The sequence below is a fragment of the Bacteroides ihuae genome (genome assembly GCF_900104585.1).
Lineage (GTDB): Bacteria > Bacteroidota > Bacteroidia > Bacteroidales > Bacteroidaceae > Bacteroides > Bacteroides ihuae.
Genome location: NZ_FNVX01000005.1, coordinates 892,405 through 912,055, shown reverse-complemented (window position 1 = coordinate 912,055; position 19,651 = coordinate 892,405). Strand labels below are relative to the sequence as shown.

Here is a 19,651-nt window from a genome sequence, read left to right as displayed (position 1 = left end):
ATGGATAAAAACACCATAACAGGTCTGGTTTTAATAGGTATTTTGCTGGTTGGCTTCAGCTATCTGAGCCGACCTAGTTCAGAAGAAGAAGCCGCATTGAAGCGATACAATGACTCTATTGCTATTGTTCAACAACACGAAGAATCAATTAAAGCAAAAACGACAGCTGCTTTGGCCAATGAAAAAAAAGAAGATGTGGTGCTTGACTCAACTTCTATGTTTCATACTTCAAGTAATGGAAAAGAAGAGCTGACCACTATCGAAAATAATCTACTCAAAGTGACTGTCACTAATAAAGGTGGATACGTAAATTCGGCTCTACTAAAAGAGTATAATGGACAGGATAAGAAGCCTTTGATTCTCTTTGCCGATGATGATGCAAAGATGAACTTCTCTTTTTATAATAAAGAAGGGGCCATCCAGACGAAAAATTATTTCTTTGAAGCTGTAAATCGTACAGATAGTAGCGTCACCATGCGATTGGCTGCTGATAGCGCTAGTTATATAGACTTTACGTATGTATTGCATGCAGATAACTATATGATGGACTGCTCTATCAAAGCTGTAGGAATGGACAATAGACTATCGTCTACTACTCACTACGTGGATATGGAATGGTCTCAACGTGCTCGTCAACTGGAACGCGGGTTTACGTATGAAAATCGTTTATCCGATCTGACATATAAATATGCAGGTAATAGTTCCGACAACCTATCTGCTGCAAAGGATGAGGAAAAAACCATCACTGAAAGTCTTGACTGGATTGCTTATAAAAACCAATTTTTCTCTTCTGTCATTATTGCCGATAAAGACTTTAATAAGAATGTACTAACGACAAAAACAGAAAAAGAGGGCACTGGTTATTTGAAAAACTATTCAGCGCAAATGACTACTTTCTTTGACCCAAAAGGCGCTGAACCAACTCAATTACATTTTTATTTTGGTCCTAATCACTATAAAACTTTAAAGTCATACGATAAAGGACGCAGCGATAAATGGGAACTTGATAATTTGGTCTATCTGGGATGGCCTGTTGTACGATCTATCAATAAATGGTTCACCATTAATATCTTTGACTGGCTCTCTAGTTGGGGATTGAGTATGGGGATTGTTCTTTTACTAATGACAATTATTGTTAAGATCGTGGTGTTTCCTGCTACTTGGAAAACTTACATTTCATCTGCTAAGATGCGTGTACTGAAACCTCAGATAGATGTTATCAATCAGAAATATCCAAAACAGGAAGATGCAATGAAGAAACAACAGGAGGTGATGTCACTCTATAGCCAATATGGAGTAAGTCCCATGGGTGGTTGTTTACCAATGTTGCTACAATTCCCTATCCTGATGGCTTTGTTCATGTTTGTGCCGAGTGCTATTGAGTTGCGTCAACAAAGCTTCTTGTGGGCTGATGACCTTTCAACATACGATGCTATCGTGACATTCCCATTCCATGTTCCATTCATGGGAAATCACTTAAGTCTGTTCTGTCTATTGATGACAGCAACGAACATATTGAATACTAAATTCACGATGTCTCAGCAAGATACCGGACAACAACAAATGCCAGCCATGAAGTGGATGATGTATCTGATGCCGCTTATGTTCTTATTCGTTCTAAACGATTATCCTGCCGGTTTGAATTACTATTATTTCATCTCTACTTTGATTAGTGTGATCACCATGATTGTTCTACGCAGAGTAACAAATGAAGATAAACTATTGGCTCAGCTTGAAGTGAAAAAATCAAAGCCTAAAAAGAAAACAGGATTTGCTGCTCGCTTGGAGAATATGCAGAAAGAACAGCAACGCTTAAAAGATAAAAAATAAAAGGCCGCAAAAACACTATGGAAAGCAGTCTGTTCTCTTAGAGGTGTAAAGTTTATACGGTTTATATCTATTTACTCCGCCCGATGAAGTCGTTATTTTCATCGGGCGGAGTTTTTTTATCCCACAAAATAAATTGTATCTTTGCTGCACTACAAAAGAATATTTCAACGATAAAATAATTTAGTATGAAATCTGTAAACGTAATGATGATGTCGGCAGCAATGACGTTGTCTGTTTGTTCAACCAATGCGGCCGCACAAACAGAGCAAGCGCTTATCGGAAAATCGGATATCAAGATTGAAGGAAAGCGAATGACGCCTGAGGCTCTTTGGGCCATGGGCCGCATAGGCGGAGTTTCTATTTCGCCCAATGGGAATAAAATAGTTTATACTGTGGGCTATTACAGTGTAGCTGAGAACAAGAGTAACCGCGAAGTATTTGTGATGAATGCCGACGGGAGTGGAAATAAGCAAATCACTGCAACCAAGGTTTCTGAAAATGAAGCTGCATGGATTAAAGGGGGTAGCAAGATTGCTTTCTTAAGTACTGAAAGCGGCAGTAGCCAGTTGTGGGAGATCAATGCTGACGGAAGCGACCGTAAGCAGTTATCAAACTATGACGGAGATATTGAGGGGTTCTCTTTTTCTCCTGACGAAAAAAAGGTATTATTCATTGCACAGGTTAAAACCATTAAAAGTACTGCTGATAAATACCCGGATCTGCCTAAAGCTACTGGGATTATCGTGACCGACTTGATGTATAAACATTGGGATGAATGGGTAACAACTGCCCCGCACCCTTTTGTGGCCGACTTTGATGGCTCATCTCTGCAAGGCATCACGGACGTGCTTGAAGGAGAGCCTTATGAAAGCCCGATGAAACCATTTGGTGGTATTGAACAGCTGGCTTGGAATAATACGTCTGATAAAGTGGCATACACTTGTCGCAAGAAAACCGGGAAAGAGTATGCACTGTCCACAAATTCAGACATCTACGTATATGATCTAAAAACAAAGCAGACAAAGAACATCAGCGAGGGAATGATGGGATATGATATGAACCCGCAATATTCACCTGATGGGAAAAACATCGCTTGGCTTAGCATGGAACACGATGGATATGAGTCAGATCAAAATCGCCTTGTAGTGATGAATTTGGAGACGAGTGAAAAACACTTTGTCAGCAAAGCTTTTGATTCTAATGTAGATGGATTTTGCTGGAGCAACGACGCTAAAAAGATCTATTTCACCGGAGTGTGGCATGCTACCTCCCAGATTTATTCGCTTAACCTGAAGGACAACTCTGTAAAAGCGTTAACTGATGGTGTGCACGATTATGCTTCTATTGCTCTCTGTGGTAAGAATCTCATTGCTAAAAGACACTCGATGAGCATAGCTGATGAAATATACAGCGTTGATCTGAAAGGTAAAGCCACGCAATTGACCTTTGAAAACAAGTCTATCTATGATCAGGTGGAAATGGGTAAAGTAGAAGAACGATGGATGACGACCACCGACGGCAAAAAGATGCTTACTTGGGTTATCTATCCTCCTCAGTTCGATCCAAACAAGAAATATCCTACCCTACTCTATTGTGAAGGTGGCCCTCAAAGTCCTGTTAGCCAATTCTGGTCATACCGTTGGAACTTCCAGATGATGGCTGCACACGATTATATTATTGTGGCTCCCAATCGTCGCGGACTTCCCGGATTTGGTAAAGAGTGGAACGAAGAAATCAGTGGTGACTATAGCGGACAATGTATGAAGGATTATCTGACTGCCATAGATGAGATGAGTAAAGAGCCTTTCGTTGATAAAGATAACTTAGGTTGTGTAGGTGCCAGTTTTGGTGGATACTCCGTATATTGGTTAGCCGGCCATCACGATAAGCGCTTCAAAGCTTTCATTGCTCACGATGGCATTTTCAATATGGAAATGCAATACCTTGAAACGGAAGAGATGTGGTTTGCTAATTGGGATATGGGCGGTGCTTATTGGGATAAAAGCAATGCGACTGCACAACGTACGTTTGCCGATTCTCCTCATAAGTTTGTTGACAAGTGGGATACTCCTATTCTCTGCATTCATGGTGAGAAAGATTATCGGATACTCGCTTCACAAGGTATGTCTGCCTTCAATGCTGCCATCTTGCGAGGCATACCTGCCGAGTTACTTATTTATCCGGATGAAAACCATTGGGTACTGAAACCACAAAACGGCATATTGTGGCAACGCACTTTCTTCGAGTGGTTAGACAAATGGTTGAAAAAATAAATTTTCAATAATGGATAAAGAGAGAAATAGTCAAATGGATTATTTCTCTCTTTCTTTTTTTGATCAAAATGAAGTGTAATTCCAATTAAATATCTTTATTTGTATTCAGCTAAAAATTTTAAATAATGAAAGATCATGAAAATAAATATTCTTGTATGTGATTGGTTCAAAGATATCTTGCCTGGTTTCATGCCTCATTTCCCCACACTATTTTACGATTTGTTTAATGAACTAGACACGCATGTCACATACCAACTATACGACGTTCAGAAAGGTGAGTTTCCCGAAGAATTTAGACCAAATGAGCTTTGTGTCATTACCGGAAGCCGGGCAGGAGCCTATGAAGACCATCAATGGATAAAAAGACTGCTGGAATTCATTCGCCAAGCGCATGCTGCCAAGGCTCCGATGGCGGGTGTATGCTTTGGGCATCAAGCCATCGCACAAGCCTTAGGTGGTAAGGTTGAAGCATCTTCTAAAGGATGGGGCACGGGGATAAGGGTCTCTAAAGTGGTGCATCCTAAGGGATTTGAGTACTTTCCGAATAAAGAGGTTTCTCTTCACTATAATCACAATGATCAAGTCGTGTTATTGCCTGCGGAAGCAGAACTTGTAGCTACAAGTGACTTTTGTGAGAATGAGGCCTTTTTAATAGGCGATCATATCCTTTCTTTCCAGGGACATCCTGAATATAGCATAAAATACGCTCAATACGTTTTAGAGAGTAAAACTGGAGCGTCGCCAGAGGTTGTACAGCAAGCAAAGGAAAGTTTACTGAAATACACACCACAGGGCTTAGAAGTAGCTCGGTGGATGCTCAAGCTGCCCCACAACTAGGCTATTGAGACGAATGCTAAAAAACTGATTTAAGATTGTTTGTTAACAATCGCATATTAACTTTCTAAGACTGATACGAAAGTTGTTTATTATTAATATTTTTATTAATAATAATTTAAGTGCTCAATAATTACAAATAGCCCTATTTATAGCTCTTTTCAAAAATCATTTAGAGTTCAGAAGGTTCAAGGTTCACCTTTGGGTTTTGTACCCCCCTCCCTTTTTTTATATTTATTATTTAACTACTTGACTATCAATAAATTATCATTGTATTATCGCCTCGTTAATATTTCAATCTAGTCAATCTGAAATTAAAATGAACCCTAAAGTGGCGAGTTGTATAAAAGTAAAATTTATTGCATACAATATAGATATATAGACTATTCTAATAAACTATTTTCAATATATAGATCCATTATAAAAACGATTTCAGACAGTCCAGTAGTCTACTTGAGCTATATTATTTATTTTTTGATAAGCATTCTGGTAAGAGCATTATAAATGAACGTAAAAGACCTAGGCGTTATTTTGAAGGACCTCAATGTTTTTCCAAAATACTTAGGCCTTTTAATTATACACTACCATGTTCCATCCGGAACTTCTATTAACCTGAATTCGGAGAAAAAAAACTTCTATCAGATTTAAAAAAGAACAAAAAAGCCAACTTGATTTTGTCCTTTTCACTCATAGAATTCTGCTTAACTAGCATTAGTGATATTCGATTTATCAATCAAATGAGTATGCTACCTTTCCTTAGTTAACTTCAGTAATGAACTAAATGAGTACCCACAGCCTAAATATGTAAATTAAAATAATCATAATAAATTTAATTTTTATAACATTTTACAGCTTTCCCGCGAAGAAAGGAGGGGGGAGTAAAACCCAAAGGTGAACCTTGAACCTTTTGAAACTTAATGACTTTTTTGATGTTCTTCAAAATTTAGATAACCCATTGATTTACAGCTAATAACAGGCTTTTAATAGCATAATAAAAAAAGCCCAACAGACATTTATATCTATTGGGAATACCTTTTTATCTTTCGCTATTAACATTGAAAATAAAAGACTTTATACTATACAAAAATTACCTAATAATAGTTATGGATAAATTGGTCATTTTTTTCTCTTGTAGGCAAATGTTTGCCAACGTTCTTCGGGCCAACCTTGTTGCTGCAACTCGTAACGAGCCATAACGAAGAATAGATCTGAAAGACGGTTCATAAAGCGAAGAATCTCTTCAGGTAAAGGATCTTCTCGGTGAAGCGTCCAGAGTCTGCGTTCGGCACGGCGGGTTACGGTTCGGGCAAACTGTAATTGGGCACATGCAGGGGTACCACCGGGTAATACAAAATATTCATTCTCTTGAAGCAGCTCAGTGAGTCTGTCTATCTCCGATTCACAAAAAATAGATATATCCTGCTGCAATGCATTGGGGTTCTCGTGACGAATGACGGCAGGAGTCGCTACATGACTCATCACTACCATCAATTCCCGTTGAATGACGTGCAGCGTTTCCTGATAGTTATGTTCTTGGGGCAGTAACGAACGCACAATGCCTATAACGGTATTCAGTTCATCGATGCAGCCGTTGGCTTCAATACGAATATCATCTTTCTCTACTCGTTGTCCTCCATGAATGCCTGTGCGACCTTTGTCGCCACCTTTTGTATAGATCTTACTCATTTTGAAATATCTCCCAATTTATTTTGTTTCATTACCCTCTTTGGTCATAAAATCCCCCACTTCCTGGGCAATAAGAGTTGCCTGCTTTATGCGATCTGCCAACCCAATACCATCACGAATGCTTCCGGCCAGAATCAGTCCAGGATAAATCTTTTGAAGATAAGTAATGCACTTAAGGCGCAGCTCACTATCTGCTCCATATTGAGGAATAGCCCATTCGTGACGAAAGATATGCATCTTATCAGGTAGTGTGCCGGCAGGATATCCTAGCATGCGATGCAACGCATCAACAACCAATTCTTTCAACTCCGCATCAGTAAGTTGCAATAACTCAGCGCACTTTATACCTCCGGCAAAAAAGGAAAGAGAAGCACCTCCTTCCGGAGCTCTATCGGCATAGCAGGAAGAATTAAACAAGATGCCCAGTAACTGTTCTTTTTCCTTCGAAGGAATCAATCCACCAAAAGCTTGTGGTACGAGGCTAGCATCTTTCAAACCTACGCCAATTTGCACTACAGGAGCATAACGCAGTGAAGCGATAGGCTCCATCCATTCAAAATCAATAAACGAGAATATCAAAGGCAATGCATAGGCGGGAACAGTAGATATGACTTGCCTAGAGAAAATCTGTTCTCCAGTTGACGGAATTTCAGTGGTCCAGCCATCCCCTGACGGATATACTGCGATCTTACCAGCTGAAAGAATCATCTGATCATCTGTTATTTTATTACGAAGAGCTGTCACAAGATTTTTAAATCCACCTTTCACTGAAAACACCTCTTTAGAAATTCCTTGCTTTTTTTCCTGAGCTAAAATAGGATGTCTTTTGATTGCTCCACGAACGAAACTGCCATAATTTTCCTCTAACTGATAAAGTTTTGGCATGGCAAATCGAGTAACTAAGTTGTCAGGATCGCCAGCATAAATTCCTGATATAAAAGGATCTACGGCATAATCAAGATAAGATTGTCCTAACCGGCGACGGGTCATAGAAGCAATGCTCTCCAAAGAATCATTTCCTTTTTTTCGAAAAGGTTCGAATAAAACTCTTATCTTATCGTACGATGTAAATAACGGAGTGCGAACTGCTTCACCCAAACTTCCCGGTAGAGAATGAAACTTTCCTTTCTTCCAGATAAGACGTACTTTCGATTCTTTGCGGGCTATTTCTAATGTGCAGTCAGTGCTTAATTTCCTAAAAAGTTCTACCACCTCGATATTGGACACCACGCCGGTATTAGGACCTGATTCAAACAAGAAACCTTCATCGGACACAGTACATAACTGCCCACCTATCCTATCACTCTTTTCTATTAAAAGCACACTTAGACCTTTTTCCAATAACAAAAAAGCTGTAGTCAGGCCGGTAATACCTGCGCCAATAACTACTACATCTACACTTCTATCCATCTTTCCATTTAAACCCTAAAAGTACAACATTTAATCTTGACGCACAATCTCAATTAATGAAGATTGACTTTCCTTAAAAAGAGAAAAGGGTTGAACAGCCAATCAACTACTCACCCCTTTTCAGATATATCCTTTTCAAATTTATTATTTAGCTACTTTTTCAAGCCACTTCAACATAAACAGCATGGTAATCATTGAGATACTGCAAGCTACAACAAAAACTGTCCACGTAAGCCAGATAGGTATTGAATCATATAAAACTGCACCAATAAACAATAATTGATTACCTACAGCAGTAGCTCCCAGCCATCCACCTTGCATGATTCCCTGATACTTTGGAGGGGCAACCTTAGAGACAAAGGAAATGCCCAGCGGAGAGATGTATAATTCAGCAACCGTAAGTACCAGATAAGTAAATATCAGCAAGAATGGCGTAACTTTAACTGGCGAAGATCCCAACACAAGTATTTCATGGTGCAATGGCAGCTTAGCTAAATAAGAACCCACAGCCATAATCACGAAAGCAAATGCTGCAATTCCCATACCAATAGCTATCTTCTTGGGCGTTGAAGGTTCTTTTCCGCGAGCACGCTGCCAAGCAAATATGCCCATAATTACTGGAGTAAGGAAGACTACAAAGAAGGGATTGAGCGATTGGAATAATTCAGCCGTAATAGCCGTTCCAAAAAGATTAAGATCAGTATACTCCTTAGCGAAGTAAGTTAGCGTCAAACCGTTTTGATGGAATGAGAACCAAAAGAAGATAACGACTCCAAACACTGCAAAAAGTGCGTATATACGTTGCTTTATTTCTTTCACATCCATTTCAGTCACAGCTCCCTCTGCGTTCGCTGCGACTTTATTCTTCGGATCTGGAAAAGTATTTTTGTTCTTCAGATAAATAACCAATGAAAGAAGCATACCCAAGACAGCAATACCAAATGCATAGTGAAAGCCGGTAGTAAAGACGTTTAAGTAATCGGCAGCAAAAGCTGAAAGATCTGAAGTAGGAGAAACAGAAACTTTTCCGGCAAGATTAGTAAACAGCGTAGATGCTTCAGGAGATAATGTGCCGGCAAGTTGCCCATGACAGAGCGCAGGTAGATCGGCATTATAAGTATATCCGTGAACAGAAAGCCACCAACTACGAATACCTATAGCAGCGAGAGGAGCAAAAATGGCTCCAACATTAATAAACATGTAGAAAAGTGAGAAACCTGAATCTCTCATACTAGAATATTGCTTATTGTCATACATCTGACCCACAAGTGCTTGAAGATTCCCTTTGAAAAGTCCGTTACCAAAAGCGATGACTAACAGACCAAAACAGGTGATAGTAAGGAAAAGAGTCTTATCTACTACCGGAGTTGGAGTAGGAATAGCCAGCATTAGATATCCCAATGCCATGATAATCAATCCAGCTAAAATGGTACCTTTATAATTACGCGTTTTATCGGCAATTAGACCACCTACGAAAGCAAGAATATAAATTGAAAAATAGAAAACCGAATAAATGAGTCCGGCATCATTTCCACTCAAACCAAATTTGGCCTGAAGAAATAGTACCAGAATCGCCATCATGGTATAAAAACCAAACCGCTCACCAAGATTCGCCAAGGCAGCAGACACTAATCCTTTGGGATGTTTCTCAAACATAAACTATTATTTTTTGAATTAATATATTTACTAAAAAGATGCGTAAAAAGTATATTTTCTGCAAATATATACTTTTTGTCGTATTTATTCCTCAAAAAGGATACAAACTTCTGCTTTAACGAGCCTTATTAATTCTTTTGGTTCGATTTTTATTTGTAATCCTCTCTGTCCGGCACTTACATATATATACGGATAGTCCGAACACGTTTGATGAATGAATGTCGGAAAATGCTTTTTCATGCCAATAGGAGAACAAGCGCCACGAATATAGCCCGTAGTAGCTAGCAGTTCTTTCATGGGAATCAGTTCGCAATTTTTGTTGCCTGATACTTTAGCAGCTAACTTCAGGTTTACTTCCTTATCTCCAGGTATCACACAAACAAAATATCCAGTTTTGTCACCCTGCAACACCAGCGTTTTAAAAACTTGGTTGACATCTTCTCCCAAGTTGGCCGCTACATGCACAGCACTCAGATCACTCTCATCGACTTCATAAGGAATCAATTCATAAGAGATCTTTTCTTTATCTAGCAGCCGGGCTGCATTAGTCTTACTTACTTTCATAACCATAAGATTTATAATCCTAATTCTTCCAATAAGAAATGAGGCGTATATCCTTTGCTACTCTTTGCAACTTCTTCAGGGGTTCCGACACTCAACAACTCTCCTCCCCCTTTGCCACCATCAGGTCCCATGTCTATAATGTAATCTGCCGTTTTAATCACGTCCAGATTATGCTCTATAACAATGACGGTATTACCTTTATCAACTAGTCTATTAAGTACTCCCATAAGCACACGAATATCTTCAAAGTGAAGCCCTGTGGTAGGTTCATCGAGTATGTACATAGTCTTACCAGTATCACGCTTAGAGAGTTCTGTAGCCAGCTTCACACGCTGACTTTCCCCTCCGGAAAGCGTTGTTGAAGATTGCCCCAATTTGATATATCCTAAACCAACATCTTGAATCGTCTTTATTTTATTCAGTATTTGAGGAACGTTTTCAAAAAACTCTACCGCACGGTTGATAGTCATATCGAGTACATCAGCTATAGATTTACCTTTAAAGCGAACCTCAAGCGTCTCACGATTATATCGTTTGCCATGGCAAACCTCACAAGGTACATACACATCGGGTAGAAAATTCATTTCAATCGTTTTGTAGCCATTTCCAGAACAAGCTTCACAGCGCCCTCCCGTTACATTGAAAGAAAAACGTCCCGGCTTGTAGCCTCGTATCTTTGCTTCCGGAAGCCCTACAAACAAACTACGTATATCGGAGAACACTCCTGTATAAGTAGCCGGATTGGAACGTGGTGTACGTCCCAAAGGTGATTGATCGACATTGACTACTTTATCAATATGTTCCAAACCTTCTATAGACTCAAAAGATAATGGATCTTGCAACGAACGATAAAACTTTTGGGAAAGTATTGGTTGAAGTGTCTCATTAATCAGCGTGGACTTGCCGCTACCCGAAACTCCAGTGACACAAATGAGTTTACCCAATGGAAACTCCACATCTACATTTTTCAGATTGTTTCCTTTGGCTCCTTTCAACCAAAGAGATTTTCCTGTCCCCGGCCGCCGCTTTAGAGGGATTTCTATTTTAGTTTGCCCATTCAAATATTTAGAAGTAAGCGTATCTGTTTTAAGCATTTCCTGAGGTGTCCCTGAAAAGACGACTTCACCACCCAAACGTCCTGCTTTAGGCCCCATATCAATTACATAATCAGCAGCAAGCATCATATCTTTATCATGCTCCACTACAATAACAGAATTGCCCATATCGCGCAATTCTTTCAGTGAATTGATTAAACGAAGGTTGTCTCGTTGGTGAAGCCCGATACTGGGCTCGTCAAGAATATAAAGAACATTTACCAGTTGCGAGCCTATTTGCGTAGCCAAACGAATCCGTTGACTTTCGCCACCTGACAGACTTACCGAACTGCGATTGAGTGAAAGATAATCCAATCCTACATCTAAAAGGAATTTCAATCGAGTACGAATTTCCTTCAAAATTTCAACGGCTATTTTTTTCTGTTGATCAGAGAGATATTCATCCACATGTTGTAACCACTCGTAAAGTTCGGAGATATCCATATTGGATATTTCATTGATGTTTTTATCGTGTATACGGAAATGTAATGCTTCTTTATTTAATTTGGCCCCTTTACACTCTGGGCATTTCATAGTACGAGCAAACTGCTCTGCCCACTTTTGAGCAGTAGCTGAAGAATCCTTCTCCTGAAGCATCTGAATATATTTCACTACGCCTTCGTAAGTCACAAAATAATCTGAAGAAGTACCTATTAACGAACTTCTTATTTTTATTCTATCATCACTGCCATAGAGTATCTCATCAATGGCATCGTCCGGCAATTCCGATACAGGCGTTTTTAGATCCGCATCATGTTTTTCGAGTAAAGCAGCAATCTGCCAGAATATCATTGCGTTCTTATATTTTCCTAATGCTGCAATAGCACCGTCATGGACAGAAAGTGTTCTATCAGGAATCACTTTATCTATATCAATCTGGTTGATCACACCCAGTCCTTTACATTTAGGGCAAGCACCTTGAGGCGAGTTAAACGAAAAGTTATGAGGAGCAGGTTCTCTATATGACAATCCGGTAACAGGGCACATCAGTCGTTTACTATAATGGCGAATATTCTCTGTTTGTACATCAAGAATAATTAATAAACCTTCACCCTGATGCATAGCCGTTGCAACACTTTGTTTCAAACGTTTGTCATCTTTCTCTCCAACGATGAGCTTGTCTATTACAACCTCTATATCATGGTTTTTATATCGATCCAGCTTCATCCCATAAGTTAACTCACGGATGTCTCCATCAATGCGCACATTTAGATACCCTTTCTTGCGTATTTGATCAAATAATTCTTTGTAATGTCCTTTACGAGCCCGAACAAGAGGTGCAAGTATATAAATTTTCTTGTCCTTATAATCTTTTAAAATAAGATCAAGAATTTGCTCTTCGGTATATTTGACCATTTTTTCACCCGAGAGATAAGAGTAAGCTTCACCTGCACGCGCATAGAGTAAGCGTAAATAGTCGTATATCTCCGTGGTAGTACCCACAGTAGAACGCGGATTCTTATTTGTTGTTTTTTGCTCGATAGAGATTACTGGACTCAAGCCTGTGATTTTATCTACATCAGGCCGTTCCAGATTTCCCAGAAAATTACGTGCATAAGCAGAAAAGGTTTCAATGTACCTGCGTTGTCCTTCTGCAAATATAGTATCAAAAGCCAAAGAAGATTTTCCACTCCCACTCAATCCTGTTATCACCGTCAAACTGTCACGAGGTATTTCCGCATCAATGTCTTTTAAGTTATGTACACGCGCACCATATACATTTATATATTCTGTCTCCTGCATATCTTAATTCTTATCTTAAATAATAAAAAGCAAAATTAGTGTTTCCGCACGAAAAATGGTTTCAAAAATGCATTATTATTTTCTTAACTCAATATATTGTGCAATAATATGACATTATTTGTACCTTTGCCTACAAGTATTAGTATAACATAAAATAATCACTAATGAAGTTCATAAGCAAAATAACCATTCTATTGTTCGTTTTAAACTTCTGCTTTTCAGTTGTTTCTGCACAAGAAAACAGTTCTTATTTTCTTCACACCATTGAAAAAGGGCAAAGCCTCTATTCAATATCCAGTATGTATGGAGTAAGTAAAGCTGAGATTATCACGTTGAACCCCGGTTGTGAAGAGAAAATATATATTGGTCAAGCACTAAAAATACCTCAAAACAAATCGGTTCAAAAAGAAGATATTTTCCATACGATTAAAAGTGGTGAAACGCTATATCGATTATCTGTAATATACAAAGTCTCTGCCGATGCAATATGTGATGCAAATCCGGGGCTTAGCTCTCAAATCTTTCAGACAGGAACGGTGATTCGTATACCACTCGGCACCATCTCTCAAACTAATAAAGAAAAAGAAAACACCTCTCCAACCAAATCAGTCGCATTACCGACAGTAAAATCTAAGTGCAGAGATATGCACAAAGCAGAGCGTAAAGAAACAATCTATAGTATTAGTCGCGACTATGGCATTAGTGAAGAAGAACTGATTAATGCCAACCCCGAGCTAAGAAAAAAAGAATTAAAAAAGGGACATTTCTTGTGCATTCCATACCCTGCACAAAAGAATGCATCATTGCAAAACAAAGTAAGTATAACACCCAGTGATAATGATCTGTTCAGTGCGAATAAAAGAAAATCGCATAAAAGAATAACGACGATAAAGGCAGCAGTTATTCTCCCATTTATGCTCGACGAAAATCAAAATAGTGAGTCCTCTCGTATGATAGAATACTATGAAGGTTTCCTTTTAGCTATGGATAGCTTGAAACGCACCGGAACTTCTATTGATTTATATACCTATGATTCTAAAGATGGAAGTAAATCGATCAATTCCATTTTAGCAAAAAGCGAAATGAGAGATATGGATATCATTTTTGGTCCTCTTCATCAAGAGCATATTGATCCATTGGCCTCATTTGCAAAAAAAAATAATATTCGCTTAGTCATACCATTTACATCAAAAGACACCGAAGTATTTCAAAACCCTGCTATTTATCAAATAAATACCCCGCAATCATATCTCTATTCTGAAGTATATGACCACTTCGTACGTCAGTTTTCCAATGCCAATGTCATCATATTAGAGACCGGAAGCAGCGATCAAGATAAAACGGACTTCATAAAAGGACTAAAACAAGAACTTAAAAACAAATCAATCAGCGTACACGTATTACGCACTGCTACATCAACAACCCTAAAAGACGCTCTTATAGCCGGCAAAGAGAATCTATTTATTCCTACGTCGGGAAGTAATCTAACACTCATCAAACTTATTCCACAACTTAAAATGCTGGTAAAAGAGAATCCGGAAGTGAGCATTCATCTATTTGGATATCCCGAATGGCAGACCTACACCAAAGATCATTTGAATGATTTCTTTGAACTGGATACCTATTTTTATTCTTCATTCTACACCAACAATTTATTGCCTGCCGCCATCAAATTCACTAATTCATATCGCCGCTGGTACAGTAAAGAGATGGCGAACACCTATCCTAAATATGGCATGTTGGGATTTGATACAGGTTTCTTTTTCTTAAAAGGACTAGCTGATTATGGATCAGGATTAGAGCAGAATCTCTCTAAGATAAAGCCTACACCCATACAAACTGGATTCAAATTTGAGCGAGTGAATACATGGGGAGGTTTTATCAATAAGAAGGTTTTCTTTGTTCGATTTACCAAAAACTTTGAATTAGTGAAACTTGATTTTGAATAACATAAACCCGATATACGACTTATCAAATGATAAAAAAGAATATTAAAAGATGTGCTGCAATACTCTGTGTGGCGATCAGTCTTCCCATAGCAGCACAAGTTGGTGAGATGCGTAGTAACTTCTCTGTAGGAATTAACGGAGGAGCAAATTTTAGTAGTGTATCGTTCTCTCCCAGTATAAAACAAAAAAATCTATCTGCTTTTACCGGTGGGCTTACCGCCCGTTACATCACAGAAAAGTATTTTGCCATGATCTGTGGCATCCAGGTAGAGTTAAACTACTCACAACGTGGATGGGAAGAAGTTATAGAAGAAAATACTGATACGTATAGCCGTAACATGAATTATCTTGAAATTCCATTTTTAGCTCACTTGGCTTTCGGAAAAGATAATGGAGTACAGTTCTTCTTGAATTTGGGTCCTCAGTTCGCATTTCTTCTTAATGAAAAAGAGAACAAGAGTGACTCATTTAGCCCAATAAGCCGCACCAGTAAACAATATGGCAAAATGGCCGAAAACAAATTTGACTATGGAATTACAGGTGGCGGAGGATTAGAATTAAAAACCAAAGCCGGAAACTTTTTAGTAGAAGGTAGGTATTATTTCGCCTTATCCGACTTTTACAAAACCACTAAGAAGGATTACTTTTCGAGAGCTGCTCATTCTATACTATCGGCAAGAGTAACTTATCTATTTGATATTACAAAGTAGAAGCTGTATCAAAATACTTCAAGCAAGAACTACAAAACCTGAGATTCGGAAGAGTAATAAGTAATTTATCAACTCTTCCGAATCTCAGGTTTTGTAGTTCTTGTATATGTTTAGAGAATGTCATACACATCTATAAAGCATTTCGTTGTTCTATCTCAATCTTTCGGCAGCCTTTACCATCACTTCATCACGGCCTATAGCACGAATAGCTAAGTAATTCAAGATAATCGCAATTACAGGAAGGCATAATGCCCATGAGATACGGAAAGACGCTTCCAAATCACTCTTAAGTATAAACATGAAAGCCAGAAACGCCAGATAGTAGCCCAACAACAAAACGCTACAAAAAACAGACATTCTGATCTGTAGCATTCTATTCTTATACATAAAGATAGTTGAAAATGATATGATCGTACTAAGCAGTAAAATAGCCAGAACGCCCCATGTTGAATGGAACTGCTCCTTTACTACAATTCCTGCAGGCATAAACGTATATTGAGCAGCGTCAGCTCCCATAAAATAGCCAATAGGTAAACACATACTAGCAACCAGCAAACCTGTTACCAACAACAAAAAAATCGTTTGAATTCTTTGAATCATAAATCTATATTATTTCAAGTTAACATTACCAGTAATAACCCTATACAAAGTCATTAAACAAACTATAAAATAAAGATAGTCAAGTAGTTAAATGACAGAGAACCTCTTCCACTTCTTACTACTTGACTACTCAATTTATTAGATATTGCAATTTTTTACTGCAATTTTTCTTTTTCTTTAGATGGATTTCTGTAATAAATCTTTCCTTCCAGATACTCTTGAGCAGCTATAAGATTAGGCTTAGGCAATTTCTCATAATAACGTGAAATTTCAATCTGCTCTCTATTCTCAAAAACCTCTTCTAAGTTGTCTGTATACGAAGCAAATTCTTGTAGTTTCTTAGATAAATCACTCTTAATCTCTACACTAATCTGGTTAGCGCGTTTACCGATAATAGAAACTGTTTCATAAACATTACCAGTATCGGCACACAATTCCATCATATCACGAGTAATAGTACTCCCCGGAGCATTTGATTTTTTGTAATCCATAAATCTATTTATAATTTAGTCTTTAATTACGTCATTTGATTCTTTAAATATCTCTTGAGCGTCTTTTAGATATTTACTTTCAGGAAATTCATTCACAAAAGCATAATATTCGTCAACAGCTTCGCGATAACGTTCTATTTTCTTATCTTCCACACTGTAGATAGCCATCTCGTATTTTGATTTTAGCACCAAGATAGACAGGTCTTCACGATAGTGAGTATATGGATAGTCTTTCAATGCGTTTTGAGCTGTTACAACGCAAGACAGATAGTTATTACCACCCAAATAATTTCCCAAGTTGTAATATAATTTGGCTGATAGAAATTCCTTTAGTACCAATTTATCTTGCAACTCGAAAATCATCTTTTGAGCTTCTGCCTTTTTTTCGCTCTTTGGATAGTATTCAATAAACATCTGCAGTTGCTGAACAGCAGCATAAGTTCCTGATTGATCCAAACGTGCTTCAGGCGTATCTAAATAAAGAGCCTTACCTGCATGAAAACGAGCCAATTCGGTAAAAGTGCCTCTTGGATACGTATTATAATAGGTGATGAAAGTTTGAGCTGCAGTTTGATAATCTTCTTGATTATAATAGCTCATTCCTAACATATAAACTGACTCTTCAGCCTTATCGGTACCTTTAAGAATAGTTATCAACTCATTAAGCAATGTAGCCGATTTGTTATACTGACCTTTTGCAAAGTAGTTCTTAGCAGCCTCATACTTATACTCATAATTAGTACTCTTGAGCAGTGCATTATACTCTCCACACGAGGAAAAAACAAAAACTGCTAGTAAATATACAATGGTATTTTTCTTCATCCTAATCTAAAATAATTATGCAAAGTTACTTATTCGCATCGAATAAATCAATTAATCAATGTTTTTTAATACTAAAAAAGAGTTTAAACAGATGGAATAGAAGTTTAATGACCAGTTTAGCATGGAACTCTAGATAAAAATATTCATTGATAATTAAAAGAACTATCAATGAATATCTCTATCTAGAGTTTGTATAAATCGCTTGCAGCCAATAGATCTACTTTTTTCTCCGTAAGTATGCGGATACAGTTGGCCATATCGTTGGGACGAATAATTACGTTGGCAGATCCATTATTGGCAAACGAATACATATATTCAATAAATACACCTGATTCAGAAAGGTAATCAAGCACTTTGGCTAATGCTCCCGGAATGTTAGGGCAATTAATACCTACAACGTCTGTTATGCTTACTGCAAAATGATTATCTTTAAGTATCTTATAGGCTTTATCCGGATCAGACACAATACCGCGTAAAATGCCAAAATCAGCATTTTCGGCAATACATAAAGCAGAAAGATTAATTCCTTTTTCGCCCAACACTTTAGTCACTTCCGTGAGACGTCCTTGTTTGTTTTCTAAAAAAATAGAGAGTTGTTTTGCTACCATAATAATAGATTTAGTTAGATTATAGTTTCCTATTATCAATCACTCGCTTAGCTTTTCCCACACTTCGTTCTATACTTCTTGGTTCTACCAATTTCACCTCTACGCCAAGCCCCAAAACACTATGAAGACGAGCAACCAATTTCTTCTTCAAAGCAATCATCTTATTGATCTCGTCAGAATAAAAATCAGGGCGAACTTCAACTTTCAGTTCCATCATATCTGTATTGTTTATTCGATCTACAGTTAACAGATAATGCGGTTCAAACTCTGACATTTCAAGAATAACTGACTCTATTTGGGTAGGAAAAACATTAACTCCACGAATGATCAACATATCGTCACTTCTTCCCAATATTCTATCCATTCGAACTAACGTACGTCCACAGCTACATTTTTCGTAATGCAAAGCAGTCAAATCTTTTGTTCGATAGCGAAGTAAAGGCATTCCCTCCTTTGTTAAATGAGTAAACACAAGTTCTCCCGTTTCTCCCGGAGCAACAGGTTGTAGCGTCTTTGGATCAATGATTTCGGGAAAGAAATGATCTTCATTCAAGTGCGTTCCATTCTGGCATTCACATTCATAGCCAACACCTGGGCCTGCTATTTCGCTCAAACCATACATATCGTATGCTTTAATGAGAAGCTTTTCCTCTATCTCTTTACGCATACTTTCCGTCCATGGTTCAGCACCAAAAACGCCAATTTTTAGCCTGAAGTCTTTGCGAGGCATCATGGAATCTTTAATGGCATCTGCTATAAAAAGAGAGTAAGAAGGAGTGCAGCACAATACGGTTGACCCGAAATCGTGCATCAACGTTATTTGCTTTTCAGTATTTCCACTTGATATTGGAATAACCGAAGCACCAATATTTTCAGCACCATAATGTGCCCCTAATCCACCCGTAAAAAGTCCATATCCATAAGCGATCTGAAATATATCAGAACTATCTGCACCATAGGCGGTGAAGCAACGAGACAGGCATTCTGTCCAAGTAGAAAGATCTTTGCGAGTATAGCCGACAACTGTTGGCTTACCAGTTGTACCCGATGAAGCATGTATGCGTACAATTTGACTCATGGGTACTGCGCACAAACCAAAAGGATAATTATCTCTTAAATCTAATTTTGTAGTAAACGGTAACTTAGCAATATCGTCAAGATCATTGATATCGTCTGGAGTAATTCCTAACTCCTGCATTTTTTTTCGATAGAAAGGCGTGTTGTGATAAACGTGTTCTACAATTTTCTTCAATCTGATGCTTTGAATCTTGCGAATGCTGTCTCGATCCATGCATTCGATATTTTCATTCCAAATCATGTTTTTCTTGCTCTTATTTATTAGTAGTATTAGTATTTACGTGTTATAATGACGCAAAGTAAA

15 protein-coding genes are annotated in these 19,651 nt (G+C 38.1%); 5 read left to right on the top strand and 10 right to left on the bottom strand.

Features of this window, described 5'->3' with window-relative positions; translation table 11 throughout:
• The 3 genes from yidC (at position 1) to BQ5338_RS09195 (ending at position 4,940) form a co-directional block, all read left to right on the top strand.
• Positions 1-1,830, top strand: a complete 1,830-nt coding sequence (gene yidC / locus BQ5338_RS09205; RefSeq protein ID WP_071146501.1) for a membrane protein insertase YidC — start codon at positions 1-3, stop codon at positions 1,828-1,830.
• Between the two features lie 209 nt (positions 1,831-2,039).
• On the top strand, positions 2,040-4,103 hold the full coding sequence (locus BQ5338_RS09200; protein WP_394331134.1) for a dipeptidyl-peptidase Dpp5: 2,064 nt from the start codon (positions 2,040-2,042) through the stop codon (positions 4,101-4,103).
• Between the two features lie 135 nt (positions 4,104-4,238).
• A complete protein-coding gene (locus BQ5338_RS09195) occupies positions 4,239-4,940 on the top strand; it encodes a type 1 glutamine amidotransferase (RefSeq protein WP_071146499.1) in 702 nt (233 codons plus the stop codon).
• A 1,113-nt stretch (positions 4,941-6,053) separates the two neighbouring features.
• Here BQ5338_RS09195 and BQ5338_RS09190 read toward each other — a convergent pair.
• From BQ5338_RS09190 to uvrA, 5 genes are all read right to left on the bottom strand, one after another.
• Positions 6,054-6,623, bottom strand: coding sequence for a cob(I)yrinic acid a,c-diamide adenosyltransferase (locus BQ5338_RS09190; RefSeq protein ID WP_071146498.1), 570 nt, complete (start codon positions 6,621-6,623; stop codon positions 6,054-6,056).
• A gap of 18 nt (positions 6,624-6,641) precedes the next feature.
• Positions 6,642-8,033 carry a protoporphyrinogen oxidase gene (gene hemG / locus BQ5338_RS09185; protein WP_071146497.1) on the bottom strand — a complete coding sequence of 464 codons (1,392 nt, stop codon included), beginning with the start codon at positions 8,031-8,033 and terminating at the stop codon, positions 6,642-6,644.
• 144 nt (positions 8,034-8,177) lie between these two features.
• Positions 8,178-9,689, bottom strand: coding sequence for a peptide MFS transporter (locus BQ5338_RS09180; protein ID WP_071146496.1), 1,512 nt, complete (start codon positions 9,687-9,689; stop codon positions 8,178-8,180).
• Between the two features lie 84 nt (positions 9,690-9,773).
• Positions 9,774-10,253: a Cys-tRNA(Pro) deacylase gene (gene ybaK / locus BQ5338_RS09175; RefSeq protein WP_071146866.1), complete on the bottom strand. Its 480-nt coding sequence runs from the start codon at positions 10,251-10,253 to the stop codon at positions 9,774-9,776.
• An 11-nt stretch (positions 10,254-10,264) separates the two neighbouring features.
• Positions 10,265-13,090 carry an excinuclease ABC subunit UvrA gene (gene uvrA / locus BQ5338_RS09170; protein WP_071146495.1) on the bottom strand — a complete coding sequence of 942 codons (2,826 nt, stop codon included), beginning with the start codon at positions 13,088-13,090 and terminating at the stop codon, positions 10,265-10,267.
• 164 nt (positions 13,091-13,254) lie between these two features.
• Between uvrA and BQ5338_RS09165 the strand changes: the two genes are divergently transcribed.
• Together BQ5338_RS09165 and BQ5338_RS09160 are read left to right on the top strand one after the other, a co-directional pair.
• Positions 13,255-15,039 carry a PBP1 and LysM peptidoglycan-binding domain-containing protein gene (locus tag BQ5338_RS09165; protein ID WP_071146494.1) on the top strand — a complete coding sequence of 595 codons (1,785 nt, stop codon included), beginning with the start codon at positions 13,255-13,257 and terminating at the stop codon, positions 15,037-15,039.
• Between the two features lie 26 nt (positions 15,040-15,065).
• Entirely contained in the window at positions 15,066-15,749 is a 684-nt protein-coding gene (locus BQ5338_RS09160; RefSeq protein WP_071146493.1) for a porin family protein, read from the top strand.
• Between the two features lie 150 nt (positions 15,750-15,899).
• Here BQ5338_RS09160 and BQ5338_RS09155 read toward each other — a convergent pair whose 3' ends face one another.
• From BQ5338_RS09155 to BQ5338_RS09135, 5 genes are all read right to left on the bottom strand, one after another.
• Positions 15,900-16,349 (bottom strand): DUF4293 domain-containing protein, encoded by a 450-nt coding sequence (locus BQ5338_RS09155; protein WP_071146492.1) that lies wholly within the window; start codon positions 16,347-16,349, stop codon positions 15,900-15,902.
• 155 nt (positions 16,350-16,504) lie between these two features.
• Positions 16,505-16,840, bottom strand: coding sequence for a DNA-directed RNA polymerase subunit omega (locus tag BQ5338_RS09150; RefSeq protein ID WP_071146491.1), 336 nt, complete (start codon positions 16,838-16,840; stop codon positions 16,505-16,507).
• Positions 16,841-16,855: 15 nt separating this feature from the next.
• Positions 16,856-17,662: an outer membrane protein assembly factor BamD gene (locus tag BQ5338_RS09145; RefSeq protein ID WP_071146490.1), complete on the bottom strand. Its 807-nt coding sequence runs from the start codon at positions 17,660-17,662 to the stop codon at positions 16,856-16,858.
• Positions 17,663-17,844: 182 nt separating this feature from the next.
• On the bottom strand, positions 17,845-18,270 hold the full coding sequence (locus tag BQ5338_RS09140) for an amino acid-binding protein (RefSeq protein ID WP_071146489.1): 426 nt from the start codon (positions 18,268-18,270) through the stop codon (positions 17,845-17,847).
• Positions 18,271-18,289: 19 nt separating this feature from the next.
• Positions 18,290-19,588, bottom strand: a complete 1,299-nt coding sequence (locus tag BQ5338_RS09135; RefSeq protein WP_071146488.1) for a phenylacetate--CoA ligase family protein — start codon at positions 19,586-19,588, stop codon at positions 18,290-18,292.
• Positions 19,589-19,651: the final 63 nt, after the last annotated feature.

Bases quoted from the DNA above. Each gene is read 5' to 3' on its own strand.
- yidC (WP_071146501.1), top strand. From the start codon at position 1: ATGGATAAAAACACCATAACAGGTCTGGTTTTAATAGGTATTTTGCTG.
- BQ5338_RS09200 (WP_394331134.1), top strand. From the start codon at position 2,040: ATGTCGGCAGCAATGACGTTGTCTGTTTGTTCAACCAATGCGGCCGCA.
- BQ5338_RS09195 (WP_071146499.1), top strand. From the start codon at position 4,239: ATGAAAATAAATATTCTTGTATGTGATTGGTTCAAAGATATCTTGCCT.
- BQ5338_RS09190 (WP_071146498.1), bottom strand. From the start codon at position 6,623: ATGAGTAAGATCTATACAAAAGGTGGCGACAAAGGTCGCACAGGCATT.
- hemG (WP_071146497.1), bottom strand. From the start codon at position 8,033: ATGGATAGAAGTGTAGATGTAGTAGTTATTGGCGCAGGTATTACCGGC.
- BQ5338_RS09180 (WP_071146496.1), bottom strand. From the start codon at position 9,689: ATGTTTGAGAAACATCCCAAAGGATTAGTGTCTGCTGCCTTGGCGAAT.
- ybaK (WP_071146866.1), bottom strand. From the start codon at position 10,253: ATGAAAGTAAGTAAGACTAATGCAGCCCGGCTGCTAGATAAAGAAAAG.
- uvrA (WP_071146495.1), bottom strand. From the start codon at position 13,090: ATGCAGGAGACAGAATATATAAATGTATATGGTGCGCGTGTACATAAC.
- BQ5338_RS09165 (WP_071146494.1), top strand. From the start codon at position 13,255: ATGAAGTTCATAAGCAAAATAACCATTCTATTGTTCGTTTTAAACTTC.
- BQ5338_RS09160 (WP_071146493.1), top strand. From the start codon at position 15,066: ATGATAAAAAAGAATATTAAAAGATGTGCTGCAATACTCTGTGTGGCG.
- BQ5338_RS09155 (WP_071146492.1), bottom strand. From the start codon at position 16,349: ATGATTCAAAGAATTCAAACGATTTTTTTGTTGTTGGTAACAGGTTTG.
- BQ5338_RS09150 (WP_071146491.1), bottom strand. From the start codon at position 16,840: ATGGATTACAAAAAATCAAATGCTCCGGGGAGTACTATTACTCGTGAT.
- BQ5338_RS09145 (WP_071146490.1), bottom strand. From the start codon at position 17,662: ATGAAGAAAAATACCATTGTATATTTACTAGCAGTTTTTGTTTTTTCC.
- BQ5338_RS09140 (WP_071146489.1), bottom strand. From the start codon at position 18,270: ATGGTAGCAAAACAACTCTCTATTTTTTTAGAAAACAAACAAGGACGT.
- BQ5338_RS09135 (WP_071146488.1), bottom strand. From the start codon at position 19,588: ATGATTTGGAATGAAAATATCGAATGCATGGATCGAGACAGCATTCGC.